The organism is Lysinibacillus sp. EB106-09-02-XG168, from assembly GCF_058791475.1.
Map to the genome: position 1 here is coordinate 4405277 of NZ_JBYTDN010000003.1, position 26192 is coordinate 4431468.

The following is a 26192-nucleotide window of genomic DNA, read 5'->3' on the forward strand; positions in this document are numbered from 1 at the left end:
TTTTCTTGGAAGGGAGAAGTAGCTTTGAAACCAATTATTTTTTGTGACTTTGATGGTACTATTACAGAAACAGATAATATCGTCTCACTAATGACTCAATTCGTTCCAGAGGAATCTGAGAAAATTGCTACGGCAATGATGGAACAAACTATTACCTTTAAAGATGGCGTTTCAGCAATGTTCGAGCTATTATCAACTAAACAAAAGGATGATGTTATCCACTATTTATTGGATACAGCCATTATACGTAAGGGCTTTGGTGATTTCGTTCGTTTTGCACAAGAGAAGCATATTCCGTTTTATATTGTTAGTGGAGGTGTAGACTTTTTCATTGAGCCAATGTTAAAAAAGTATGGTCCATTTTCCGGTATATTTTGTAACAGTGCCGATTTTTCCGGACAGCAAATTAAACTCGTCTTTCCAAACGGCTGTGATGAAGAATGTACGAAATTTGAGACACAGGGCTGCGGTTGTTGCAAGCCAAGCGTTATGCGACAGGTTGCACAGAGCAATCATTTTAAAATCGTGATTGGAGATTCACTCTCTGATTTTGAGGCTGCAAAACAGGCAGATTTAGTACTTGCTAGGGATCATCTTATTAAACGTTGTAAAGACCTTCATCTTTCTTATGAGTCCTTTGAAACATTCTATGATTGCTTAGAAGTTGTAAAAAAGCTTATGGAGGCAGACAAGGTTGTTTCCATGTAATTGAAAAATTATAAAAATAAAACTCATCACCATAACGTGTGGTTGATTTCTGTTCCGACTGGGCGCTTTGTAGCTGTCGCACCCGCTGCGCTGCAGGGTCTCTGGCCAATACGATGTTGGTCACGAAGGCGTTGTCACAGGATGTGATGCTTTTAGTCGTTCCTCTATTGCTAATCCCCAAGGAGTCGCTCAGTCGTAACGAAAATCAACTAATCAAAATGGAATAATTTGTAACGAATGTAATCCATAACTTTTGGTGATGAGCCAGAGATAAGGGCTGTATATTCATAAGTAACGCCCTTATTTCTACATAAAAAAAGGAAACCAACTTTAATTAGATGGCTCCCATTTCAGGTTTATAATTTATTTTTCGCTTTAAAAAGTCTCTTTCGACGTTCGTACCAAAAAACACAAATGACAAACCACGTATACCCCATACTCCAGCCGGCCAATACATCTGAAGCAAAATGACGGGCTCCGGCAACTCGAGAAAAACCAATAAGCACAGTTAAAACAACCGCCCCAAGCCAAAGTAATGTCTTACGTCCCCTGCTATTGTTCTCCGAAAAAACATAAGCGATTGTAAACAAATACAAGATACCGGTCATAGAATGCCCAGATGGAAAGCTAAAGGATGTTAATTGTTCTTCAATCTCCGGTCTTGGTCGTTGGATCCATTTTTTCAATAATTGATTAAGTACATTCCCACCTGCGATTGTTAACAAAACAAATAGTATGCCTCGGTTATTTTTCACCTTCCACGCTAAATACACTATTAAGACGATAGCGACAGATACTACAAATACTGGTTCTCCTATATAGTGAAAAAATTCTACAAAACGGTTACCAAAAAATAAATCAGCCATTTTCGTATCAAAAGTACTGATTAATTTACTTTGAAAAGTACCTCGTAACACAAAAAAGATAATGAGCGTTAATACCGCTAAAGGATAAGCCCATTTTTTCATTTATTACTCCACCTCAAGACTATATGCTACTATTATATTTTCCACATCATATCATATTTAAGCTTGCTTAAGGTAATTTGCTTTTTATCCCGCATTAAGGGGCAGTACAATATAAATAATTAACTGCCCCTAAATGCCCGATTGGTGAAGACTAATAATCTGTGAGATAAACCTCCTCACTGATTTAGTTTCACTTTATCCCGCATTAAAGGGCAGTACAATATAAATAATTAACTGCCCCTAAATGCCCGATTGGTGAAGACTAATAATCTGTGAGATAAACCTCCTCACTGATTTAGTTTCACTTTATCCCGCATTAAAGGGCAGTACAATATAAATAATTAACTGCCCCTAAATGCCCGATTGGTGAAGACTAATAATCTGTGGGATAAACCTCCCCACTGATTTAGTTTCACTTTATCCCGCATTAAAGGGCAGTACAATATAAATAATTAACTTCCCCCTAAATGCTCGGTTTCTAACCTACCATATTCCCTCTTTCTTGTGGTATGACAAAGGATTTTCCCTCTGCTTTATTAAAATAATTTGAAATAGCTAATGCAACGATAAATAAGATTGCAACGACAGGTATTATTTTTCTAAACAAAATATACACTTCCTCATTTTCGATTTGAATTATTTTAATAACACAGGATCGAATAACCAATCCTTCGGTCCAAAGTTTTTATCCTTCTCTCCTCTTACCTCACGGGATATATTATTTTTAATAATTAGTTCTCTAAACTTTCTACTGAACAAAGTTTTTCGGTATAAATATCTTCCGTCATGACTCCATTCTGCCGAGAGGAATATATCATCTTTTATATTGGCTAAATCTTCGCGATGATAAATATCAGGACCATTGATTACCCCGCTTAATCCGCAACGACAAGGAGGCTGCTCTGTCGCAAAATACAATTTAACTCTTTCAGTGCTGGATTCAGGCAATACTTGCGTCGGTATAATCTGAAAAGCTTTTCGCTTCCCTTCTTCCGGCCCTTGATGAATAACCTCTAAAAGTTCAAAACCTTTAATCTCCTCTTGCTTCATTAATGTCGCTAATTCCTGTGAAGCTACCCAATATCCGCTCACATGAACTAGATGACGGTCTTTCATTTCCGTTGTATCTATCACTAAAGGTGAAAGCTGTTCTTTTTCCATAAGTCCACAATGCTGGCAATAGGTGCTTATAGAAAATAAAGTTCCTTTATCATCTATAAACATATCAGGGGAGTTACCTGTCGAATTTAAGGTAAACAATGAAGCTTGCTCATATTCGCTATCTGAAAAGTCAAAGTAAAAGCGTTCCCCAATAGAAACAATTCCTAATTCATGTTCCAATGATTTATATAGTGCCGCGACATGTTCGTATGTTACATCATCATTTAATGTAAAAATAGGATTAAATGATGCCTTTAAATTTCTCTTTCTTATTTCAGGCGCACCGACGAAAATACCATAGCGATTATAAACTTTAATGACTTGATCTTGACTAGATTCATCTATAGAAAATAAATTTTCAAGTTCTACTTTCAAAATACACGCCTACCTTTATATAAAGTTTTATAGTGAAGTATGTTGACTAGCTAGTAACTTTAAAAAAATCTACAATCTCTACTTTATTCTTAGATAACTAGGCTTTTACCGAAATCTTATATTATCGTATTACTTACTATAACAAATCTACTTAACCACGATTAACTTAAGCGTACCAGTACTTACACCGATATTTCAATGTTGGATTTACGCCAATTTTTTGGCGGTCTTTGTCCCGATTTTTGGCGTGATTTGGCGGAGACACAAAAAACACCGCCAAAATTTGGCGGTGTTGCACTAAAATAACAGATATTTAGACTTATAGTTTAGGTATAATTAACTAAATAAAATTATAGTATTTTAAAACCACCTAAACTCTCCCTTTTTATTGAAAAATCTACCAGAGGGAATGATTATAACATATAGACAATCTATAGTAAATTCATTCTTTCTGCAAGATTCACAGCGTCTGTCCGTGAATCTACATTTAATAAAGAAAATAGCTGCGTTAAATATCTTTCAGTTGTTCGCTGAGGGATATTTAATTCTATAGCAATCGCTTTATTCGTATGTCCTTCTGCAATCAATCTTAAAATTTTCTTTTCTTTTTCATTTAAGTGTATATCAAGTTTTGCATCCTGCAATTTAAATTTATTATCGAGAAAATCCAAGAAATTTTGAGGTAACACAATTTCACCATTTGCAATGGCTCGAACAGTTCGTAAAATTTGCTCCTTAGACGCCGTTTTAGCTAAAATCCCTTCTATTTTCCGCTCTAAAATAAGTGGATAATAATCAGTAATATCATCACCAGTATAAAGAATAATTGAAGCATTTGACTGGATAGCTTTAATGTTACGTGCTAAATGTATGCCATTCTCTAATGGCATATTTATATCAATTAAGTAGATATCATACGGTTTGTTTTTAATTCTCTGTATGACATGAGTCGCATCACTTTCTGTATCAACTATAATATCTTCATTTTCTTGAAATAAATTTTTCGTTCCCTCTAACACAATAGGGTGATCATCCACTATAAGCATCGTAATCAAGTGTATCACTTCCTTCTTTTACTGTAATTCTAATAAACATCCCTTCATTAACCTGTGAATCGATGTAAAAATGCCCGTTAAAGGCCTTTACACGCTCTTGCATACCTTGAATTCCCATTGACTCTCCGACAATAATATCATCCACATTACAGCCTACCCCATCATCCTTATAGATGATTTCAAAACCATCGTCCATTTCCTGTAAACGTATTTCAACTGTTGTAGCATAGGAATGTTTTAAAGCATTGTTGAGTAATTCTTGAAATAGCCGATAAATCATTAAATTCATACGCTCATCCTCTAAATAAAGGCGATCTATCGTATAAATTAATTCAAAACTAGCTCTTTCTATTACTTTACGAATTAACTTTTCTAACGCAGCATTTAGCCCTAATGTATCCAATAATGGAGGTTTTAAATTTTCACAATAAGATCTTAAATCATGTAAAGACGTAATCATCTGCTGATGAATTTTTTCAAGTTTTTGCTGGATATCAGTTGTATCTTTCGCATTGACTAGGACATCAACCTCTCGTGCAATATGGAGTTGCTCTTGCAAATTGGTATCATGTAATTCTTGAGCTAATTGATATTTTTCTTCTTCAAATCTTAACCATAATAATTTGCTTAACCAAGGTAATTGACTATCATCTGCTTGCCTCATATGCCTTAGTTCCTCTAACAGCTCTTCTACCATCTTTGTATTTTCAATAAAATTGTTTACATATAATAAAAGCAATTCAAGCCATAGAAGCTCTTCATCTTTTAAATGAACCGAATTTTTATGTTCCAATACTAAGGCTCTTTTATAATGAGCATCTTGATGGAGGAAAGCTAAGTAGACTTTGTCGATTCTCCGTATTTCTCCTAATTTTAAATCCTCTATTAGCGCTGGATTAATTGAAATTCCCTCAACTGTTGAAGTAAATTGATTTGTGTCATAGTTATAAGTTAATACAAATACATTCTCTAGCTCAAGATGTAATGAAACCTCTTGTGCAAACTTCTCTAGAAGCTCATTTATTTTGATCGTTTTACCAATCCTATCGACAGCAGTGTATAGCTGGTGTATATAATCCCCTTTTGTCGAAAATAAAATTTTTCGCTTTCGATAATCTACCTTCTCTTTTATGTAAAAAAGGACAACTAACGATGTAAAAGTAAAGAGAGAAACACCTGTTATTACAGGTATAGTTAAATATTTCCTTGCAATGCAATACAAACCAACTATAAACCATAAAGTAAATATTAATGAAAAAATTCCATAATAGCGAAGTCTTGTAATATGGTATTCAATATCAAATAACCGTTCTGCTACCTGTGTAAAGATAAAGCTAAATGGAATAAGTAATAAAAATAAAGAGCAGATTTCACCTGAAAAAAAATACGTATCAAAAAAAATTTTAGGGAGTGCATATAAAAAAAGAAATGGCAAAAACGGTATCATTATACTACTTAACAATATTTTCAACTGAGGTGATTTATATTTGAAATAGCTTAGTAATAAAATACTAAGAATAATAATCAGGAGAATGAAGAAAAGGACTAACACTACTTCAGAAAGTAAAATGTAATATGCAGGATAGAAAGTGCAAATGCAGCCCAGTGAAAAAGCAATTACAGGGAATATATAGAAGTATTTGATATTGTTCGTAAACAGCCAATTTATTTTTACAAATGAATAATAATCTCTTAAAAAATGTAATAATATAGCTAAACACAATACCATACTACTACGATTTACAATTATCCCAATTCCATTCACTCTACTAGATACTCCGCTGCTTACATAAGCCAAGGAAACAGTTAACATAAAAAAAATAAGTAAGTTAGTAAGCTTTATACTTTTTTGATTAAAATGCAGATATATAGTAATGAATAGAGTTAATAAATAATAACAAACCGGAAATAGTAATAAATAGTAAAACTGATGAGGGATATCTGAATGGTTAATATGTATATCTTTTATTTCTCCATTTGGCTTCATTATGGTTATTTTATCAGCAGTTACTATCATAGATTTATATTTCAACTGATGTAGATGATCTAGCGGCACATCATCTACGCTTAAAATAACATCAGATGGTGAAATATTTCTCCATCCCGTCCATTCTTTGTAGTAAGGTTGCGTTACTCCCCACTCGCCATTCTCTTTTTCTATCTCAATCTCTAATAATGGCCTGCTATAACCCACATATATCAGATAAGAACCAATCATTAAATAGAGCATTATAGCAGGCCAAACTAACTTGCTACTCAACGATTTTATAACCACGATCCACTTTCCAACTCTACTTCACTATTAAACGCATCTAGAATTGCTTTTTGTTCCATAGATGAAACTCCAATTAATGAAGCTTTTTGTGCTTTTAATAGAGAAACTAGTTCTGGGTTATTTTCTAGATATTGAATTACATTCATCATGCATATAACTCCTCATTTCATTAGCTTTTTTAAGTAGTCTTTACCTAATTCGTTTATAGCCACATTTTCAAGATTATCTAATGCTTTAAACTTGTAAACATTTTTCATAGTAATTGCATAACGTATTGCGCCACCATTTGTCAACTCGTTTTCTGTAGCGTTATTATCCAAAAATGCGTCTATATCTTCATTATAATAGTCTATAACAGATTTCGAAACATCGTTTTCCTGTGATATAAGATAAATAATAGGCAGTGAGTATCTTTTATTTAGCAAATCATTTTTAGGTCCCCAAACTTTTAAACTTTGAACATCATTTTTAATTTGTTGGATAATACCTATGTATTTCCCATACTCCTCAACATCAGAAGATGTCTCACCTTTTGCAAGTACTTCACCAATTAAGCAACCCATTGCTGTTAAAGAACCTGACTTTTGTTCAATCATTTTTAAATATGATTGCTCATCGCTACAAGTATTAAGTAAATCTAGTTGCTGACCATTTATACTTCGTAATGCATAATCATCAAGTATTTGAATAGCTGCGCTTTTGTGTTCAAAGGAAGTCTCACGTATAGTTCTAGAAACCATCACTAGCATAGCTAAAGCAACATTTAATGATAGTTCAGGTGTTTTAGTCCAACTGTAATCAGAATCCTTGTCCTGCAAGTCATCGATGATATCAAAAGATAAAATTAAAAGTTCAATAGCTGCAGCAACTTTATAGATGTCCTCGTTAAAACAATCTGTAAATGCATCATAATGCAGATAACATAGCTTACCAAATGAATAGCCAACTTCCTTTTTTTCTTCCTTAAAAACTGTTAGCATCGACCGTAGTTCATGACCAATCAATAACTCGTTTTCAATTAGAATATCCAATGCTTCATTAATTTGTACGTCAAGCTCCTGCAATAGTCCTCTCCTCCCTTAAGTATGTTATTAAATAGTATACAGATTAATGGGAAATAATACTAGACTCCAGAATTATAAGGTAATATTTTACATTATAACATTGAGAAAATACCGCCAAAAAGTGGCGGTATTTGTAATAAGCACGCCATTTTTTTTATTAAGAAATAGGATAATATGTGGCGGTGTTATATCATTGACCGCCATTTTTTGGCGTAAACCCACCATTGAAATGGCGCCCTTATCGATGATACGCTTAAATAGGATGAGATCATTTGCATTCTGTCCCTGTACAATTTTGATTTAATCAAGTTAAAGGGCTCACCGCAAAATATTAGAAAGAGAACTGAGACCATATACCATGTACTGAAGAGTAGGCTAGGAGACTTCTTAGAATTAAAGTTACATTGAAGTGCATTCGGAATAAAAATCTCTTACGTTATCGTGATGGACAGATAGGAATCGTCTAAATGTATTAACAAAGAAATACTCGAAACACAGGGAGTGATTTAAATGAAAAATGACGTAAATGAAAACGTTTTAATACTTACAGCTAAATTCTCCTGTACAATTTCTGTGTCTGAAGAGGAAATCATCATTAAAAAACCATCGAAAGAACAGCAATGTATAGAGCAAATAATTGTTGATGCAGAGCAACAGGCTTATAAAGAAACATTAGCAGAGTATAAAAACAAAACTACATTTTCAAATTTTATTTGCAATATTCCTGGATTTGAGGATACTTTTCAGCAAAAGCTAGACGCTTTTATTAAGCAATATGGAATTATAAGAGTATCTGAAGAAAGTCAGTCTATAACACCTTTAGTAAGTACATTTACCTCTGGATTAAACATACATACACCTATAATCTATACGGTACCAAGCTTTTGTATTATAAATGCTAGAGGCAATTGCTCTAGCACTTTTAGAAATGCTGTCGGCTTACCTGTTTATCCATATAATTCAGAAATAGAAATGTCCTCTTTAGAGAAATATAATTCTCCTGTAAAGGAAGCTAATTGGGGACCCAAACATTTTACCGAGATCTCCATTAGTGACAATGGTATTTCTTTTAATTTTACGACAGCATTTCACGCATGGAATAAAGCATCCATTAAGCATTAAGAAGTAAAACCGTTTTTTGGGTATGGCACGGTTTTAAAATTTGTGCCTCCCTTCTTCCTAATAACTCTATGTGTCATTTCAATGGTTCTATTCATCGCTTAATTTTTCTCATCTACCAATTATCATATATTTCTATAACCATAACTTCTTTCAGTCTCTCTAGCCATTCTTTCCTTTGCACTCTATCACTTTGTCTAGATATTGTTTTATTTCTACGAGACAGTACGTATTCGTATAAAAAAAGGTGCCTCAAATGAACTTTGAGACACCTTTAAATTATTAACCTTTTACATAATAAACTTCTTGTCCACTTTCGATGATGTGATCAGGCTTCGGTTTACCAGCATTTGCTTTATGACCAGCAATATGTTCCGGGCTCTTCTCCCAATTTTTCCATGCTTCTTCTGATTCCCAACGAACCACAATTAACACTTCTTCATCACCACGTCGTACTTTTTTCAAAAGTACTTGCTTATCAATAAAGCCTGGCTGTTGTTCAAGTAATGTTGGACCATCTTTTTTAGCACCAAAACGTTCAACTACTTTATCGGAATTCCCTTCCGTAACGACAATACGTTTAATTTGTACAAACATATTATTTAAACGCCTTTAAAATGTCATCAGCTTTTTGAGTTTCAGAAGTTAAACCGCCACCAGATAAATACCAAACTTGTGGATCTAGATAGAAGATTTTACCGTTTTTCGCAGCGTTAGTAGCGCTAACGATTTCGTTTTCAATTGCAGCTTTTGTACCAGACTCACCTTCTGGAGTTACAGCAGCATCACGGTCAACTACGAATAAAACATCTGGGTTTGTATCACGTACATATTCAAATGATGCGTTTGAACCGTGTGTAGAAGCTTCAATTTTTTCATCAGCAGCTTTTACACCATAAACATCATGAATTACACCGAAACGTGAACCAGGACCATATGCAGATAATGCACCTTCAGAACCTAGTACGATTAAAGCTTTTTCTTTAGCTGAAGCTGTTGCCGCTTTAACTTCCTCTACTTTTGCTTCGTAAGCAGCAAATGCATCAGCAGCTTCTTTCTCTTTACCAAAGATCTTACCAGCTAATTCAACGTTAGCTTTGAACGATGGCATGAAATCTTTTGCATCTACACCTACGAATACTGTCGGTGCAATTTTAGATAACTCATCATAAGCTGCTGCTTGACGACCAGAGATGAAAATAATATCTGGGTTCATTTTAGAGATTGCTTCAAAATCAGGTTCTTTTAAAGCACCAATATTTACGTAAGATTTATCAGCATATTTGCTTAAATACTTTGGAACTGATTTTTGTGGAACACCTGCAACTTTAACATCTAAAGCATCTAAAGTATCAAGGAAACCATAGTCAAATACAACAACTTTTTCTGGCATTTTATCAAGAGTTACTTCTTTAAATGTATTTTCATCTTGTGTGCTACCTGGAATTGTAATTGGATAAGCTGTAGCTTCTTCCTTTTGCGTCTCAGAAGGTTTGTTATCAGTTGAAGAATCTTTCTCTTCTTTTTTTGCTTCGTCCTTAGAACCGCAAGCAGCTAATACTAATAGCATCATAGCCATTAATACAGTTAGTAATTTCCAATTTTTCATTGTAAAATTGCTCCTTTAAATTTAATTTATAGTTAATAGATGGTTGTCCCATCTTTACTATTTCTAAGAGTTGAAATACACACAAATGCGACATCCATTTTGTTCTTGAACAGGAATATCCATATCGTAGATTTCTTTAAGTGCATCAGGGTTGATAATGTCATTTGTTGGGCCATCTTTGACAACACGACCATTTTTTAATGCAACAATATGATCAGAGTAGACGGAAGCAAAGTTAATATCGTGTAATACGATGACAACCGTTTTCCCTAACTCATCCACGAGCTTACGCAAAATTTTCATGATTTGCACAGAGTGCTTCATGTCTAAATTGTTGAGCGGCTCATCAAGCAAAATATAGTCTGTATCCTGTGCAATAACCATTGCGATAAATGCACGTTGACGTTGGCCGCCGGATAATTCATCCAAATAATTGTGTTGAATTTCCTCTAAATTCATATATTGAATTGCTTCATCTACTTTTAGTTCATCCTCAGGCTTTAAATTACCTTTTGAATACGGGAATCGCCCGAATGAAACAAGCTCACGAATTGTTAAACGTACATTCATATAGTTAGACTGCTTTAAAATAGATACTCGCTTTGCAAAATCATCTGATTTCCAACGACGTACATCTGACTTGTCGAGTAATACTTCTCCAGTATCTGCATTAAGTAAACGGCTTACCATTGAAAGCAATGTTGATTTACCTGCACCATTTGGTCCAATAAAAGATGTTATTTTCCCTGGCACAACGTCGACACTGACATCTTGAATGACCGGTTTTTTCCCAAAGTACTTGGAGAGTTCTTTTACTTGGATCATCCTGCTGACCTACTTTCCTTCAATAATAAGTAGATGAAGTATACGCCACCTACGAAGTTTATAATAACGCTCAGGGTTGTATCGAAGTTAAATATACGTTCGACCATCCACTGTCCACCGACTAAAGCTACAATACTCATTACACAAGAACCTATGATAATTACAGAGTGCTTGTACGTCTTGAAATATTGATACGATAAATTTGCTACGATTAAGCCAAAAAACGTAATAGGCCCAACTAGAGCTGTAGAAACGGCTATTAACACCGAAGATAATATGAGCATACGTTGTACAAGCTTATCATATGGTACCCCTAGGTTAATGGCTGTATCCCGACCAAGAGACATTACATCTAGTTGGTTCATATGACGCCAGCCATAAATAAAGGTAATGATGATGACAACAGCTGCAAGCCATACTAAATCCGAATTGACATTGTTGAAACTTGCAAACATTTTACTTTGTAAGCTTAAAAATTCATTCGGATCTATTAAAACTTGGAAGAACGTAGTTACGCTTCCTAAAAACGTTCCGACAATCATACCGACAAGCAGTAAGAAATAAATCGGACGCTTACCTTCCTTGAATAATACACGATAAAAAATTAACGCAAAGATAACCATAGCTGAAACAGCTAGTAAGAAATTGTATTTGGCATTAATAACGAATATCGACATAGAGCCAAAGAAGTAAAAGATGAACGTTTGAACCATCATATATAATGCATCAAGTCCCATCACACTTGGCGTTAAAATACGGTTATGTGTAATCGTTTGGAAAACCACCGTCGAATAAGCAATCGCAATTCCGGTTAACGACATAGCAAACACTTTAATGAGACGGCGTGGGAACGCATAATGAAAGTTACCATTAAGTCCATAAAATACATACAGCAAAATAGATGCTACAGCCAAACCTAGTAAAATCAACATTTTTGTACGGTTACGCATATGCTTTCCCCCTAAATAACATAATTAGGAAGATTGCACTTCCGATGACACCGACAGTCATACTAATCGGAATTTCATAAGGGAAAATCAGTACACGCCCTATAATGTCGCAGAATAACAAGAACGACATTCCTAGTAGTGCGGTATGAGGCAATGTCTTAGCGAGATTATCCCCTTTGAACAGCGAAATTATATTTGGAATGATTAAACCAAGAAACGGTATCACACCAACTGTCAGTACTACCGTTGTCGAAATAAGTGCTACTAACACTAAACCTAGATTCACAATGAATTTATAGGAAAGACCTAGATTTTTTGCAAAATCCTCACCCATTCCTGCCACTGTAAAGCGGTTCGCATAAATGTAAGCTAATATAAGCACGGGTACACTTATGTATAAAAGCTCATAACGACCTTTCATCATTAATGAGAAATCTCCTTGTAACCACGCAGAAATGTTTTGGATAATATCCGCTTTATACGCAAAGAACGTTGTAATTGACGAAAGGATATTACCAAACATTAAGCCAATAAGCGGTATAAAGATCGCATCTTTAAACTTGATTCGATTTAATATTTGCATAAACAATAATGTGCCGGCTAAAGCAAATAGGAAAGCGAAGGAAATTTTTTGAAAATACGTGACGTTTGTGAAAAACATCATCGAAATTAGAACCCCCAACTTTGTAGCATCTAATGTACCTGCTGTCGTTGGTGACACGAACTTATTCCTACTTAAGCTTTGCATAATTAAACCAGCAATACTCATACCTGCACCTGCTAACAAAATTGCTACAAGTCTCGGTATACGACTAATAATAAATAGTCTAGTTTCTTCTGATTCGAAGTCTAATAAATCACTCGGTTTAATATCAACTACTCCGATAAATAGTGAAACTATAGACAACACAACAGTTGCTGTTAAAAGATATCTTTTTTTCATTGTAATCCCCGGTAGATTCATTTTTGCTCGTAATAATCATTGAAAATGATTATCATTACTCACGATTCTCATTATAAGCTCGTTTCCATTCTCAGTCAACCTTCATTGAGAATTATTCTCGTTTTATTTGAGAATCTTTAATAACACGAGCATTCTTAACGGAATTCCTACTTATTTAGTTCCTCAAAGTTAAATATCTCTACTTTTTCGTCACAATAAAAAGGCAATTGAGAATGAAATACTAATTTTTTCTCAATCACCTTTTAAATCAATTAATAATTGCGTCCGGAGGCTTTGGGCCAAATAATGTCTTTTGTGCGAAAGCGCAACAACAACATGATGTTGGTTACTCAGTCATGTGTTGTTGTCGCTTTAGCTACAGATTAAAAGAAGTTATGCTATTCGTCGAACGCCTTTGAGCCACGCAAAAACAATTAAAATGATTAATATAAAACCAACATACCCCATCACTGCATAAAGCTTGGCTACAAGCGTCGTGAAGCCAGCAAGACTTGCTAAAAAGCCCAATGCTCCGATAAAAAAGGCAGTAACCTTAAAACTAGCCTTATTAGGTTTGAAAAACCTTACCATAAATGAATAGAACATCCCTACCGCTGTATTATAAATCATCCCTAATAAGGAAAAAGACATCAACAGACCGACTAGAGGGTGAATTTCATTTGCTAAAGCTAGCATCGGTATATCTAGGCCAACGATTACATTCATTTTGGCAAGAAGTGAAAGGTTAATAAGAAGAATTAAAGCTCCGAGCAAAACCCCACCAATAATGCCTCCCATCCCCGCCACCTTCTCATTGCGAATAGATCCGCACATAACAGTTAAAAGAGAAAAACACACACCGATATTAAAAGACGTATACAATAAAGCTGTAGTCCACCAGCTTTTAGTACTCACTTGTGCTTGCTGTGCGATAACAGCTTGTTCGACAAAGGTCAAATCCATCGTAGCTAATGAATAGACAGCTATGATCGAGACAATTGCTAGCAGATAGGGTGTAGCAATAGCAATAATGTTTATAATACTCTTCACATTCATCATAACCGTCGCTATAGTCAGTACAATCATACAAATGCTCCCTAGCCAAACCGGCAGCCCAAACATTTGATGAAACGTAGCACCTGCTCCTGCAAACATGATTACTGCTACACCGAATAAGAAAAGGGACAGTAAATAATCCATCACAAAGCCTATAGTATTACCTGAAATTTGATAAATTAAATCCTTGTGCGATGTCGTACGTAACCTTGAACTAATTTGTGCAATGCACATTCCTACTAAAGCAAATCCAAATGCCGCAATAAGTGCACCATATATCCCATGGAAGCCATAGCTCGTAAAATAAAGTACGATTTCCTGTCCTGACGCAAATCCCGCACCGACGATAATTCCTACATAGGCACCACCGATTTGCAAACTTTTTTTCAATCAGTTCTCTCCCTGTTTATCCTATTATCGGGATCATCACCAAAGCGTGTGTTTGATTTCCGTTCCGGCTGGGCGCTTTGTTGCTGCCGCTACGCTTTCGCACAGAGCAGAGCTTCCTGGGGATGTCCGATGAGCCGCTTAGGCCAACACGATGTTGGTCGCGAAGGCGTTATCACAGGATGTGATGGTTTTAGCCTTCGTTCATCTCTATCGCTAATCCCCAAGAAGTCGCCCCAGCCGTAACGAAGATCAAATTATTTACATAGTAGACGTTTTACCAAAAGTCATCCACAACGTGTGGTGATGAACCTATTATTGATAGACCTTTCTGCTGATTGTTAGCTTATCGATTACCTTCATATTAGGTGTATATCCAATACCAATTGTTTGTGGCACACGAATATAACCATCTTCTACAATTACTTCAGGTGTAATGATATCCTCAAACCAATAATGACTAGAGCCTGCAGTATCCCCTGGTAGCACAAAATTAGTGAGCGATGTTAATGCAATATTATGCGCTCGTCCGATTCCTGCCTCTAGCATGCCACCACACCAAACAGGAATTTTATTTTCCTTACATAAATCATGAATTCTTCTTGCTTCTGTTAAACCGCCTACACGTCCTATTTTAATATTGATAACACCACAACTACCTAGCTCTATCGCTTTTCGAGTATCTTCATAGGAAGTGATGCTTTCATCTAAACAAATAGGCGTTTTTATTTTTCGCTGTAGCTTAGCATGATCGACAATATCATCTACAGCTAAAGGTTGCTCAATCATTAATAGATTAAATGCATCAAGTTGCTGCAATACATCCATATCGTTCAATGTATAGGCTGAATTAGCATCTACCATTAATGGCAGATCGGGCATTTCAGCTCTTATAGCACGAATAACTTCTACATCGTGACCAGGCTTAATTTTCACTTTTACTCGTTTATAGCCTTTATTTACATGGCTTTTTAATAAATCTATTAATGCTTCGTTGGAAGATTGAATACCTACGCTAACGCCTACCTCTATTTGTTCCTTATGTCCACCTAATGCTTTTGCAAGTGATTGTTTCGTTTGTTGAGCATAAATGTCCCATATAGCCCCTTCAATAGAGGACTTCGCCATGCAGTTACGACGAATAGAGGAAAACAAAGCACTAACTTCATCTGGATGCCCAACCTCTTTATGTAACAAGATAGGTATCAAGAAGTCTTCAAGCATATGCCATGTTGTTTTTAATGTCTCCTCTGTATACCAAGGTGCTACAAAGGCAACAGCTTCTCCCCATCCTACAGTTCCTGATTGATCTATCGCTTCAATAAGTAAAAATTCCTTTTCATGAATTGTGCCAAAACTCGTTGTAAACGGTGATTTCATTGGCATTTTTATATGTCTAACTGTAATCTGTTCTAGTTTCACAAGATTTCACTCCTTATCCTTATTATAAAGCTAATAAGGAACGTCTTACTAATAGATAGCTATGGACATATTCCTTGTGCTTTTTCATTCGAACGATTGCATAATCTTGTTCAAATAATGTCGATAAAATAGTACGAACTTTATAACGCCAGTCTTCCGCAAGCTTAGGACTTTCCACTTTCATCTTTTGTAAATATTGAGGTATGGGCAATAAATAAGCGTCCTTATAAAATAATTGCCCTCGCTGAAATTCCCCTTCAATATCGAGCACTGGTAAGCCATTTACAGTTAAAGACCACGGTACAATTTCTTCGGCTCCCTCTTCTAGTTCATCTAAGGAATCATCCACTCGATCACGTTCAATCCACCATTCTACGACAATTCGATCTGAAGGTAGCCCATCGTTAAAATCATCCTTGAGCGGACCATAATAATCATTTTCATACTGAAGACTAAAGGAATTGAGCTTCAAAAACGATAAATTAGCCATACATGCTTCTAGTGGATCAAATAGCCAAATCACAAGCTGAAACCCATGTTCTTTTGCATATTCCTGCTGAGCATGCTTTAATAATTCACCTACACCTTGTTCACGATATGTTTTCTCCACACCAATCATGTGTGAGTGTAAATACATTTTTCCATGTCCATAGCCAACAAAGCAGTAGTTAAAGCCGATCAGCTTTTCATCTAAATACGCCCCAAGTACTAATCCACCATTTTGAACAGCCGCTAACAATTGATGAGAGGGAATAGCCTGACTCCCCCAAATACTTTCATTTAAAATTTGCACTTCTGCAACCTCTGTAGGTGTCATTACTTTTTGAATACGCACACTCTCTAACATTATGCTGACCCCTCCTTTGTATTCCCTGACTCCAATGCTAACAATACCGCTCTTGTAAGAATTTCAACTCCAGTTACTAGCCTTGCCTGCTTAAATTTCATCTTCGGATGATGTAGTCCTGGTGCTAGTCCACAGCCTAAACCTAACATCGTAGATTTTAAATGTGGGCGTTGGACAGCATAATGATGAAAATCTTCTCCTCCAGGTGTATGAATTGGCCTTCTTAAATTCGACACCCCCGTTGCTTGCACGATTGCTTTCTCCATAAGAGATTGAGCAGTTGAGTCTACCTCAGCAGCTACTATGTTTGCCACTGTACGTAATTCAATCTGCACTTTATGCAACAGCTTGGAAGAATCAATAACCCTTTTTACTCCCTGTGCAAGTGCATCCATCACATCATTTTGTTGAGCTCGTATATCAATGGTGAACGCTGCACTCCCAGGAATAATATTGCCGGATTCTCCTCCTGCATGAAATTTAGTCATCTTAATTGATACAGGAACCATCGGATCTGTATGAATGGTTCGTAAATCTTCAATAATAGTTGCTCCTACTTCAATGGCATTCACGCCAAGATGCGGTCTAGCAGCATGGGCATCCTCTCCAATGATTTCTCCTTCTAATAATCGAGAAGCTCCATGGTGCAACGCGGCACAATATGTACCGTCTTCAAGCTCTTGGACAGGTCTTACATGGACACCAAATAAAAAGTCTAAATCATCAATGACTCCTTCTTTTAAAACAGAGAAAGCGCCTGTTCCTTTCTCTTCCGCTGGTTGAAAAATTACACGAATTGTACCGTTGAATGATGGAGCAAGCTCTTTCAAAAGTAAGAGAGCACCGATTGCCATCGTCATATGTCCGTCATGGCCACAGGAGTGATTCGCACGAAATTCACCATCTACTTCTTGCCATAACGCATCCATGTCCGTACGCAAACCGACTTTGGGTTGACCATTCCCTACATCAACATACAGCCCTGTACTATTTTTAAAGCGTATTGGTGAAAAACCTTCACGAGTTAGTAAATCGAAAATATAATTTGTTGTTTCTACCTCATGCCAGCTTATTTCTGGATTCGCGTGTAAATACGTGAAAATCTCCATTATTCTTGGCCTCAACCGACTCAAAGCTTCCTTCATAGCATCCAACCCCTTAAATTTTCATACTATTAAGATTATTATAAATGAAAATAAAAACTTTTCTACACAGAAACGTCCATTGATTAGAATGATGCTGATTTCCACTAAATGCTACAGCGAGCTAATACGATGCATATAATAAGTAAAAGATCAGACTTATCCTTTTGTTAAAGCATATTAGTTGATTTTCGTTCCGACTGGGCGACTCCTTGGGGATCAGCGTGATAGAGGAACGAAGGCTAAAAGCATCACGTTATGTGATGAGCAGATTATCAACAAAATATTTCTTTATGCAAAAAAAAATACAAGTACGGTTATGTGAATAACTGTACTTGCATCTTTTGATTAATTAATACCTCGCATAGCTTTTGAAATAATTGGCGAAAGTACTAATATTATAATCCCGAAAACAATTGATAATGAGCCTAAGAAACCGAAGTATGTGAATTCACTTACCACTTCATAGACTTTTACAAGTTGTGCATTGATTGCTTGCGCGGCTGCACTTGTTAAAAACCAAAGTGACATCGTTTGTGCAGCAAAAGCCTTTGGAGCCAATTTTGTAGTAACTGACAACCCTACTGGCGATAATAATAACTCCCCAACTACAACTAAAAAGAATGATAATACTAACCACCATGGACTTACTAAATCTGTACCACCAGATAAATACGCTGGTAGCATCATCACTATGAATGACAATCCTGCAAAGAATAATGCATAAGCGAATTTACGCGGTGTAGATGGTTGCTTATCTCCCCATTTCATCCATAACATAGCAAATAACGGAGCCATCGTAACGACGAACAAAGGGTTTAACGATTGGAACCAAGAAGATTGAATATGAAAACTGCCAATATCCAATCGTGTACGACTATCTGCATACGTTGCTAAAATAGTTGCCCCTTGTTCTTGGATTGCCCAAAACATTACTGCCGATAAAAACAAAGGGATATAAGCGAGCACGCGAGACTTCTCATCCTTTGTTGTTTTCTCACTGCGATACATATAAATAAAGAACACCGTTGGAATTACAATACCTAGCGTCGTAATAATGATACCAAAAACATTCATTGTTAGTACGCCAGTTTTAATACCAATTGCCCCAGCAATAATAATAAGTAGCGCTATAATCCCAAATCGTGTAAAGACTTTTTTTCGTTCTTCAGGTAGTAACGGATTGTTTACCTGTAACCCTGCTAACCCTAAATATTTTTTCCCTGTTAATTTAAAAATAATTAAACCAATAAACATCCCTAACCCTGCTATACCAAAGCCTAGGTGGAAATTATACTTTTGTCCAATTGTTCCGACAATTAATGGCGCAAGGAATGATCCCATATTAATACTCATATAGAAAATTGAAAAACCTGCATCACGACGGCTATCTGTATCCGCATACATATCTCCGACAATGCTTGAAACGTTCGGTTTTAATAAGCCTGTCCCAATAACAATAAAGAACATTGAAGCAAACAACATGCCTACGCCACCAGGTAACGCTAACAGGAAATGACCAAACATAATGAACACGCCGCCATAAAAAATGGTTCTACGTGTACCCAGTATTCGGTCAGCAATCCAACCACCGATAATCCCTGACATGTAAACCAATGATCCGTAGATAGCCATAATTGAGTTCGCTGTTCCACGATCTAGGCCTAAGCCGCCTTCATGTAATTCATAATACATAAAGAAAATCAGAATTGCTCGCATACCGTAGTATGAGAAGCGTTCCCAAAATTCTGTGAAAAATAATGTAAAGAGCCCTTTAGGGTGTCCGACAAAGCCGTTTTGAGGGACGGATTTTACAATTTCATCTTTAGTAGACATAAAAATATCCTCTCCCGATTTCATTATTCAATAATAATATTATTACCCAATTGTAAGGATAAAAACTTTATTTCATCATACTAAAGTGTTTTAAAAACTTTTTCAAGAGTTTTAAAAAATGTTGGAATTTTACACCTTTTCTTTAAATTCAGATTCATTTCGCTATAATTATAGCAAACCTATTGATATTCCTGAGTTTTCTTACTCTTTAATATCTACTAATTTATAAACCTCCATAAAATTATTCTAAAATATTTTATAATCTGATTATTTACTTTATTAACAAATAAGCTAGTATTATCTAAAATTTAATCTACAATGATATAAATTCGCTTTTTCTTTTGCAACAAAAAACATGTTAGAAACACGAAGTGCTTCTAACATGTTTTTAGAACATGCCTGTGATCAATTAATTACATATTGTTGGAATTTTGCATAATCCGCTTCTTTTGCCTCTATTGTTAACAGCGTGCCATTTTCTTCATACGCTGTTTCATAGACAGAGGCATGTTCATTTAAATAAGAGACGATATTTCCCTGCTCATAAGGAATGAGCATTTTACATGTTACATAATCAGAGAATATATGCTGACGTATCATTTGCAATAATTCCTCTAATCCAGTTCCTTCCTTCGCTGAAATCCAAATATTATCACCGCTGATCACAGGGTATGGAACGTTTGCTATATCAGCTTTATTATATACATAAATTGTTGGAATCCCTTCAACACCAACTGCTTTAAGGGTTTCATTTGTTACTTCCATCATAAAGCCGTGCTCAGAATTGGAAACATCCACAACATGTAGTAATAAGTCGGCATCACGAGCCTCTTCTAGAGTTGAGCGGAATGCCTTCACTAGATGATGCGGTAATTTGCTAACGAAACCAACTGTATCTGTTAATAAAAATGTCTTCTTATCCGGTAATTCTATTTGACGGACAGATGTTTCAAGTGTGGCAAAAAGCATATCCTTCTCAAACACTTGCTTATGATCTTCCTGCCCTATTTTCGTAAGAAGCTGATTCATAATGGTTGACTTACCAGCGTTCGTATAGCCAACAATGGAAACGACAGGGACGGCATTTTTACGTCTTTGTTTACGCTGCGTCTCTCGTTGCTCCTTCACATGCTCTAGGTCCTTCTTTATTTTTGCAATTTGATCCTCAATTTTACGACGGTCTAGCTCGAGCTTTGTTTCACCAGCACCACGATTTTTAAAGCCACCACCAGTGCCGCCACCTTGGCGACTGAGAGAAGCATGCAAGCCAACCAGACGAGGTAGCATATATTGCAATTGCGCTAACTCAACTTGCAGCTGTGCTTCACTTGTTTTAGCACGTCGTCCAAAAATATCTAAAATCAACATCGTTCGATCAATAACCTTTGTCTCTAAATCGCGCTCTAAATTACGGATTTGCGAAGGTGATAATTCATCATTAAAAATCACTAAATTTGCTTGTACTTCATCATAAAAGTTTTTTATTTCTTCAATTTTCCCTGTTCCAACATAATGAGATGGCGTAACTCGCTCTAAATTTTGTGTGACAATGCCGGCTACTTCAACATTTAAAGCTTCAGCTAAATTTTTTAGCTCCTCCATTGAATAATCAAAATGCTCATCATTCCGTAAATTCACACCAACTAAAATAGCTTTTTCTACCAATACATCAACTTCTTTAATTCTATCCATCCACAAACCTCCCACCAATGCCTTTATGCTACTACGACAAATTTTCTTCATCTTACCATATAATGTCCAAATTCGTGTTGTTTAGTAGTTATCTTATCTTTAAGAACATGTATATCTAAAAAAATGCGCCCTCTATACAAAAGGCGCACTACATTTATTTACTTACGTTCTTCTTTTAACAATACTTCAGTACGATCAAACTCGTCTTCAATATCTTTATTCGGTTTATATGTCAGGATGCTGACAATAACCGCAACAATTAAGCAGACGAAGAAGCCTGGAACAATCTCATATAACGATTCAGATAAGACCTTTATTTTCCCCCAAACGAAGGCGGTTGTAGCACCTGCTATCATCCCACTAAGAGCTCCGTAATTCGTTAATTTTCTCCAATATAGAGACAGCAATATTACTGGACCAAATGCTGCACCGAAACCAGCCCAAGCAAAGCCTACTAGGCCTAAAATAGAATTATCGGGATTCCACGCTAAAATCGCTGCGATAATAGCTACAACTAAAACAGCGACACGGCCAATAAAGACATAATGCTTATCATCTGCCGTTTTATTAAATATAGCTTTATAAATATCTTCGACAAGTGCTGACGAAGTAACAATTAATTGTGATGAAATTGTACTCATAACCGCGGCTAAAATAGCAGCTAGCATTATCCCTGCAATGAATGGGTGGAATAGGATTTGGCCAAGTACAATAAATACTGTCTCAGCGTCCTTTAACTCACCTGCATTTTGTTCATAATATGCCACACCTACCAAAGCTGTTGCAATCGCCCCGAACAAACTTAGCATCATCCAGCCAATACCGATACGACGTGCCTGCTTTGTTTCTTTTACTGAACTTATTGCCATAAAGCGTACGATAATATGTGGTTGTCCGAAATAACCTAGTCCCCATGCAAGTGATGAAATAATTGCCGCAGCAGTTGCAGTTGCTGGTAATAAACTTAGATGTTCAGGATTTACAGCTTTAATAGATGCTATCGTGTCTCCAATTCCACCTGTTAAAAACAATCCAAATAACGGTACAGAAATAAGTGCAACAAACATAATTAGACCCTGTAAAAAGTCTGTATAACTAACAGCTAAAAATCCTCCAAACAATGTGTATGCCACAACAACAGCAGATACAATCAATAAACCAGTATGGTATTCATAGCCAAATGAACTATCAAAAAACTTGCCTCCTGCAACCATTCCCGAAGAAACATAAAATGTAAAGAAAATTAAAATAATAATACCTGACGCAATTCTTATTAGCTTTGTGTTGTCACGTAAACGATTATCTAAATAACTCGGAATAGTAATTGAGTCATTTGCAACTTGTGTATATACACGTAGTCTCGGTGCTACTAGTAACCAATTCAAATAGGCACCAATCGTTAAACCAATAGCAATCCAGGCCTCAACAATTCCAGATAAATAGATCGCACCCGGTAAACCCATTAACAGCCAGCCAGACATATCTGCTGCACCTGCACTTAGCGCTGTGACAGCAGGGCCTAGCGAACGCCCACCGAGCATGTAATCGGTTAAATTAGATGTTTTAACAAATGCATACCAACCGATTCCTAGCATAGCTATCATATAAATGATAATCGAAAGTAATTGATACATGTTTGCAGACATATTTTTCCCCCTTATTTCCCCATAAATCTTTTTATTAAAAATTCTCTATATTTAAAATACCACACATATACAAGATAACCTATAATTATTCAAAGAGAGAATTCTAAAATTTATAATAGCAATGCAAATCATAAAGTATGTTAAACTAGTGCCATCTATAACACGATAAAGAAGGCGAAATGTATGACATTTGAAGAAATGAAAGCTCAGCTTATAGAGCGAATTTTACAACAGCAACTTGTTACTGCAACAATCAGTCAATCACGTATGAAATCAAACGAAGTAAAACGTATAAAGCTAAAACCTTTATTATTGAAGGATGCTTACCATATACAAGTTGAATATCAATTTGAACGTATTTTAAAGCATGAAAATGTTTTATTAGAAGATTTCCCTGAGAAACTAGAAGCATTTTTTAACGATTACCGCCAAGCACATATTGATTTTATTGATGAAAAAATACAAGTGCAGCTATCAAAAAAGAACAAAGTACTATGGAAATCTGATAAGTCCTCTACGCCAAAGCAAGTTAATTTAGCGCATAATCGCAAGAAAAACTATTTGCTGGCAGAGGATAAGCCATATCCATTTTTAATTCGTCTTGGCGTACAAACGGAAGAAGGAAAAATAAAAAAACAAAAATACGATAAGTTTAAACAAATCAACCGCTTCATCGAATTTATTGATGATGCATTAACATATTTACCAAAAGATCGTCAGGTTCGTATTTTAGATTTCGGTTCAGGCAAATCCTATTTAACATTCGCCTTATACCATTATTTAAAAATCGAAAAAGGCTTAGACATTCGTGTCACTGGTTTGGATTTAAAGAAGGAAGTCATCGAAGAATGCTCACAAATTGCACAAGATTTAGGCTATGAACAACTCGAATTTCTAGTAGGAGATATTAATGATTATAATGATGAGTCTGCCGTGGACATGGTAGTAACTCTACATGCTTGTGATGTTGCCACTGATATGGCATTGGCACGCGCTGTGAAATGGGGAGCAAGCGTTATTTTAAGCGTCCCTTGTTGCCAGCATGAGCTAAACCGCCAGCTTAATACACCAGATCTTGATATCATGCTTCAGCACGGCCTCGTACGCGAGCGTTTTTCAGCACTTGCAACGGACGCAATCCGAGCAGAAATTCTATCACTTGTGGGCTACGAGGCACAGCTGCTGGAGTTTATCGATATGGAAAACACACCAAAAAACATTTTAATAAGAGCATATCGTACTGGTAAAAAGCCAAGCTCTGAACAGCGCGCTAGCTACGATGCGTTTTTAAAGTTACTAAATGCCAAGCCGTTTTTAGCGAATGAGTTACAGGCTTACCTATAATATACCGGGGTATTAGTGAGTGAAGCGCAAGAATTCACGCTGCCTCTGCGGGTATTTCATCGCGGAACGCGGATATTCGTCTTCCTTTCGCGGGTATTTCATTGTGAAGCGCGGGTATTCACTCTCCTTCCGCGAGTATTTCATCGCGAAGCGCGGGTATTCACTCTCCTTCCGCGGTATTTCATCGTAAAGCGCGGGTATTCACTCTCCTTCCGCGGGTATTTCATTGCGAAGCGCGGGTATTCACTCTCCTTCCGCGGGTATTTCATCGTGAAGCGCGGGTATTCACTCTCCTTCCGCGGGTATTTCATCGCGAAGCGCGGGTATTCACTCTCCTTCCGCGGGTATTTCATCGCGAAGCGCGGGTATTCACTCTCCGCGAGTATTTCTCAATTTGCTTAATCAAATTAAAAGGGCGGTCCAATAAATTTTGGACCGCCCTTTCTATTATAGTTCTTGTCGTAATGCTTGAATAACGTCAATTTTTGTGGCCTTTCGTGCCGGACGATAGCCTGAAATCATCGCTACACTAATACTAATCGCTGCTGCAATAATAACGAGCTGCCAAGGAATAAGTGAAAATGTAATGTTATTTTTACTAAATGCCTCTTCCCCTGTTGCTGCCTCTAGAATTACAGGCAGTGCAGCATTTGCTACGAAGCTAATAATATATGAAATAACTACAGCTATTAACGTCCCAATAATACCAATGAACGTACTTTCCATTAAGAACAATCGTTGAATAATCTTTGGACTTGCTCCAATCGCCTTTAAAACACCGATTTCACGAGTACGCTCCGTAACTGCCATTGTCATTGTATTGAAAATGCCAATCGAGGCGATCAGAACAGCAATTGTTCCTACAAAAATTAAGCCGATTTTTAAAACTAGGAAAAATACATTCATTTGATCCAACTGCTCAGTCACAGAATAAACGTTATAGCCATCGTCTTTTAGTTTGTCTAATATAGGTTTTACATTTTCCACGCTATCAGCGAAAATATTGAATTCTGAATGAAACATGTCATCCTCTTTAACATTACCTGTTGTTGCTAAATTAGTTGTCAGCGTAGGCTTTTGCTCAGTATCCATATAAATAGATTTATTGACCATCCAATCATAAGAAGGCTTCTTCATAACACCAACTACCGTATACTTTATTTTCTCTCCCTCTTCTGCATTATCAGTATGCGGCATTAATGACAATTCGATTTCTTTACCAATTAATGAGTCCTTATACCCTTCCTCACTACCATTATAAAACGTGCCTTCCGCTTCAGCTTTTTTACTTTTCTCTTCAATAATTTTGCGCTCAGCATCATTTATTAATGTTTGAGCAAAATGATAACCTACAACGATTTCATTTGGCTTTGTTGGATACTTCCCTTTCGCAAGTTTGCCATTTACTTGCTCAAAATCTTGCATATTCGCAACGTATACATCAGATAGTGTATCGCGATCTTCAAAAAATGAATGTCCGGATGCATTGACAGTAATCGTTTCAAGTACTGTTTTCACATGTTCTATACTTTTTATTTCATGGATTTGTTCCTCTGTAAATTGATCATTACCAAACACTTGAATTTTCGTAATATTTTCATCCGATAATATTTCATTACGTATGGAATCCTGCAGCCCAAACCCGACTGATGCGAGGACAATCAAAAATGCACAACCCATCGTCGCCGCTAGTACCGTCATAAACACACGTAATTTATTTTTCTTTATATGCTGTGTAACAAAATCTAATTGATCTTTAAATAACATG

23 protein-coding genes are annotated in these 26192 nt (G+C 36.2%); 3 read left to right on the forward strand and 20 right to left on the reverse strand.

Annotated elements, in window-relative coordinates; genetic code table 11:
• Positions 1-24 precede the first annotated feature (24 nt).
• Entirely contained in the window at positions 25-708 is a 684-nt protein-coding gene (locus tag AC3WSO_RS22290) for an MtnX-like HAD-IB family phosphatase (RefSeq protein ID WP_492533725.1), read from the forward strand.
• Between the two features lie 356 nt (positions 709-1064).
• Here AC3WSO_RS22290 and AC3WSO_RS22295 read toward each other — a convergent pair whose 3' ends face one another.
• The 7 genes from AC3WSO_RS22295 to AC3WSO_RS22325 all read right to left on the reverse strand — a co-directional run bounded on the left by AC3WSO_RS22295 (position 1065) and on the right by AC3WSO_RS22325 (position 7606).
• Entirely contained in the window at positions 1065-1676 is a 612-nt protein-coding gene (locus tag AC3WSO_RS22295) for a phosphatase PAP2 family protein (protein ID WP_492533726.1), read from the reverse strand.
• A 478-nt stretch (positions 1677-2154) separates the two neighbouring features.
• Positions 2155-2283: a hypothetical protein gene (locus AC3WSO_RS22300; protein ID WP_492534482.1), complete on the reverse strand. Its 129-nt coding sequence runs from the start codon at positions 2281-2283 to the stop codon at positions 2155-2157.
• A gap of 29 nt (positions 2284-2312) precedes the next feature.
• On the reverse strand, positions 2313-3212 hold the full coding sequence (locus AC3WSO_RS22305) for a hypothetical protein (RefSeq protein ID WP_492533727.1): 900 nt from the start codon (positions 3210-3212) through the stop codon (positions 2313-2315).
• A 431-nt stretch (positions 3213-3643) separates the two neighbouring features.
• The gene (locus AC3WSO_RS22310; protein ID WP_240518319.1) at positions 3644-4258 is read right to left on the reverse strand and encodes a response regulator transcription factor; all 615 of its coding nucleotides are present in this window, start codon (positions 4256-4258) and stop codon (positions 3644-3646) included.
• A complete protein-coding gene (locus tag AC3WSO_RS22315; protein WP_492534461.1) occupies positions 4242-6485 on the reverse strand; it encodes a sensor histidine kinase in 2244 nt (747 codons plus the stop codon). Before AC3WSO_RS22315 ends, AC3WSO_RS22310 begins: the two co-directional genes overlap by 17 nt.
• 47 nt (positions 6486-6532) lie before the next feature.
• Positions 6533-6691 (reverse strand): competence pheromone ComX, encoded by a 159-nt coding sequence (comX, locus tag AC3WSO_RS22320; protein ID WP_492533729.1) that lies wholly within the window; start codon positions 6689-6691, stop codon positions 6533-6535.
• A gap of 12 nt (positions 6692-6703) precedes the next feature.
• Positions 6704-7606: a polyprenyl synthetase family protein gene (locus AC3WSO_RS22325; RefSeq protein ID WP_492533731.1), complete on the reverse strand. Its 903-nt coding sequence runs from the start codon at positions 7604-7606 to the stop codon at positions 6704-6706.
• Between the two features lie 510 nt (positions 7607-8116).
• Here AC3WSO_RS22325 and AC3WSO_RS22330 point away from each other — a divergent pair.
• Positions 8117-8728 carry a hypothetical protein gene (locus tag AC3WSO_RS22330; RefSeq protein ID WP_492533733.1) on the forward strand — a complete coding sequence of 204 codons (612 nt, stop codon included), beginning with the start codon at positions 8117-8119 and terminating at the stop codon, positions 8726-8728.
• Positions 8729-9007: 279 nt separating this feature from the next.
• On the opposite strand, the gene AC3WSO_RS22335 is transcribed toward AC3WSO_RS22330, so the two are convergent.
• From AC3WSO_RS22335 to putP, 12 genes are all read right to left on the reverse strand, one after another.
• Entirely contained in the window at positions 9008-9322 is a 315-nt protein-coding gene (locus AC3WSO_RS22335; RefSeq protein WP_079562489.1) for an antibiotic biosynthesis monooxygenase family protein, read from the reverse strand.
• Position 9323: 1 nt separating this feature from the next.
• Positions 9324-10334 carry a siderophore ABC transporter substrate-binding protein gene (locus AC3WSO_RS22340; RefSeq protein ID WP_492533734.1) on the reverse strand — a complete coding sequence of 337 codons (1011 nt, stop codon included), beginning with the start codon at positions 10332-10334 and terminating at the stop codon, positions 9324-9326.
• 63 nt (positions 10335-10397) lie between these two features.
• On the reverse strand, positions 10398-11159 hold the full coding sequence (locus AC3WSO_RS22345; RefSeq protein WP_492533736.1) for an iron ABC transporter ATP-binding protein: 762 nt from the start codon (positions 11157-11159) through the stop codon (positions 10398-10400).
• A complete protein-coding gene (locus tag AC3WSO_RS22350; RefSeq protein ID WP_492533738.1) occupies positions 11156-12109 on the reverse strand; it encodes an iron chelate uptake ABC transporter family permease subunit in 954 nt (317 codons plus the stop codon). Before AC3WSO_RS22350 ends, AC3WSO_RS22345 begins: the two co-directional genes overlap by 4 nt.
• The gene (locus AC3WSO_RS22355; protein ID WP_197143796.1) at positions 12102-13052 is read right to left on the reverse strand and encodes an ABC transporter permease; all 951 of its coding nucleotides are present in this window, start codon (positions 13050-13052) and stop codon (positions 12102-12104) included. Before AC3WSO_RS22355 ends, AC3WSO_RS22350 begins: the two co-directional genes overlap by 8 nt.
• A gap of 393 nt (positions 13053-13445) precedes the next feature.
• Entirely contained in the window at positions 13446-14498 is a 1053-nt protein-coding gene (locus AC3WSO_RS22360) for a YkvI family membrane protein (protein WP_492533739.1), read from the reverse strand.
• Positions 14499-14810: 312 nt separating this feature from the next.
• Positions 14811-15917: an o-succinylbenzoate synthase gene (menC, locus tag AC3WSO_RS22365; protein ID WP_492533741.1), complete on the reverse strand. Its 1107-nt coding sequence runs from the start codon at positions 15915-15917 to the stop codon at positions 14811-14813.
• A 22-nt stretch (positions 15918-15939) separates the two neighbouring features.
• Positions 15940-16764: a GNAT family N-acetyltransferase gene (locus AC3WSO_RS22370; protein ID WP_492533743.1), complete on the reverse strand. Its 825-nt coding sequence runs from the start codon at positions 16762-16764 to the stop codon at positions 15940-15942.
• Positions 16764-17909 (reverse strand): M20 peptidase aminoacylase family protein, encoded by a 1146-nt coding sequence (locus AC3WSO_RS22375; RefSeq protein WP_492533745.1) that lies wholly within the window; start codon positions 17907-17909, stop codon positions 16764-16766. Before AC3WSO_RS22375 ends, AC3WSO_RS22370 begins: the two co-directional genes overlap by 1 nt.
• Before the next feature lie 345 nt (positions 17910-18254).
• Complete coding sequence (locus AC3WSO_RS22380) at positions 18255-19742, reverse strand: peptide MFS transporter (RefSeq protein WP_492533747.1); 1488 nt, start codon at positions 19740-19742, stop codon at positions 18255-18257.
• Positions 19743-20147: 405 nt separating this feature from the next.
• A complete protein-coding gene (gene hflX, locus AC3WSO_RS22385) occupies positions 20148-21434 on the reverse strand; it encodes a GTPase HflX (RefSeq protein ID WP_492533748.1) in 1287 nt (428 codons plus the stop codon).
• Positions 21435-21592: 158 nt separating this feature from the next.
• Complete coding sequence (putP, locus tag AC3WSO_RS22390; RefSeq protein WP_492533750.1) at positions 21593-23080, reverse strand: sodium/proline symporter PutP; 1488 nt, start codon at positions 23078-23080, stop codon at positions 21593-21595.
• 183 nt (positions 23081-23263) lie between these two features.
• Here putP and AC3WSO_RS22395 point away from each other — a divergent pair, with 183 nt between their 5' ends.
• Positions 23264-24424 (forward strand): class I SAM-dependent methyltransferase, encoded by a 1161-nt coding sequence (locus tag AC3WSO_RS22395; protein WP_492533752.1) that lies wholly within the window; start codon positions 23264-23266, stop codon positions 24422-24424.
• A gap of 447 nt (positions 24425-24871) precedes the next feature.
• Here AC3WSO_RS22395 and AC3WSO_RS22400 read toward each other — a convergent pair whose 3' ends face one another.
• Entirely contained in the window at positions 24872-26191 is a 1320-nt protein-coding gene (locus tag AC3WSO_RS22400; RefSeq protein ID WP_492533754.1) for an ABC transporter permease, read from the reverse strand.
• Position 26192 lies beyond the last annotated feature (1 nt).

Bases quoted from the DNA above. Each gene is read 5' to 3' on its own strand.
- AC3WSO_RS22315 (WP_492534461.1), bottom strand. From the start codon at position 6,485: ATGATTGGTTCTTATCTGATATATGTGGGTTATAGCAGGCCATTATTA.
- comX (WP_492533729.1), bottom strand. From the start codon at position 6,691: ATGATGAATGTAATTCAATATCTAGAAAATAACCCAGAACTAGTTTCT.
- AC3WSO_RS22355 (WP_197143796.1), bottom strand. From the start codon at position 13,052: ATGAAAAAAAGATATCTTTTAACAGCAACTGTTGTGTTGTCTATAGTT.
- AC3WSO_RS22350 (WP_492533738.1), bottom strand. From the start codon at position 12,109: ATGCGTAACCGTACAAAAATGTTGATTTTACTAGGTTTGGCTGTAGCA.
- AC3WSO_RS22375 (WP_492533745.1), bottom strand. From the start codon at position 17,909: ATGAAGGAAGCTTTGAGTCGGTTGAGGCCAAGAATAATGGAGATTTTC.
- AC3WSO_RS22400 (WP_492533754.1), bottom strand. From the start codon at position 26,191: ATGTTATTTAAAGATCAATTAGATTTTGTTACACAGCATATAAAGAAA.
- AC3WSO_RS22395 (WP_492533752.1), top strand. From the start codon at position 23,264: ATGACATTTGAAGAAATGAAAGCTCAGCTTATAGAGCGAATTTTACAA.
- AC3WSO_RS22330 (WP_492533733.1), top strand. From the start codon at position 8,117: ATGAAAAATGACGTAAATGAAAACGTTTTAATACTTACAGCTAAATTC.
- AC3WSO_RS22340 (WP_492533734.1), bottom strand. From the start codon at position 10,334: ATGAAAAATTGGAAATTACTAACTGTATTAATGGCTATGATGCTATTA.
- AC3WSO_RS22345 (WP_492533736.1), bottom strand. From the start codon at position 11,159: ATGATCCAAGTAAAAGAACTCTCCAAGTACTTTGGGAAAAAACCGGTC.
- putP (WP_492533750.1), bottom strand. From the start codon at position 23,080: ATGTCTGCAAACATGTATCAATTACTTTCGATTATCATTTATATGATA.
- hflX (WP_492533748.1), bottom strand. From the start codon at position 21,434: ATGGATAGAATTAAAGAAGTTGATGTATTGGTAGAAAAAGCTATTTTA.
- AC3WSO_RS22335 (WP_079562489.1), bottom strand. From the start codon at position 9,322: ATGTTTGTACAAATTAAACGTATTGTCGTTACGGAAGGGAATTCCGAT.
- AC3WSO_RS22380 (WP_492533747.1), bottom strand. From the start codon at position 19,742: ATGTCTACTAAAGATGAAATTGTAAAATCCGTCCCTCAAAACGGCTTT.
- AC3WSO_RS22370 (WP_492533743.1), bottom strand. From the start codon at position 16,764: ATGTTAGAGAGTGTGCGTATTCAAAAAGTAATGACACCTACAGAGGTT.
- AC3WSO_RS22295 (WP_492533726.1), bottom strand. From the start codon at position 1,676: ATGAAAAAATGGGCTTATCCTTTAGCGGTATTAACGCTCATTATCTTT.
- AC3WSO_RS22310 (WP_240518319.1), bottom strand. From the start codon at position 4,258: ATGCTTATAGTGGATGATCACCCTATTGTGTTAGAGGGAACGAAAAAT.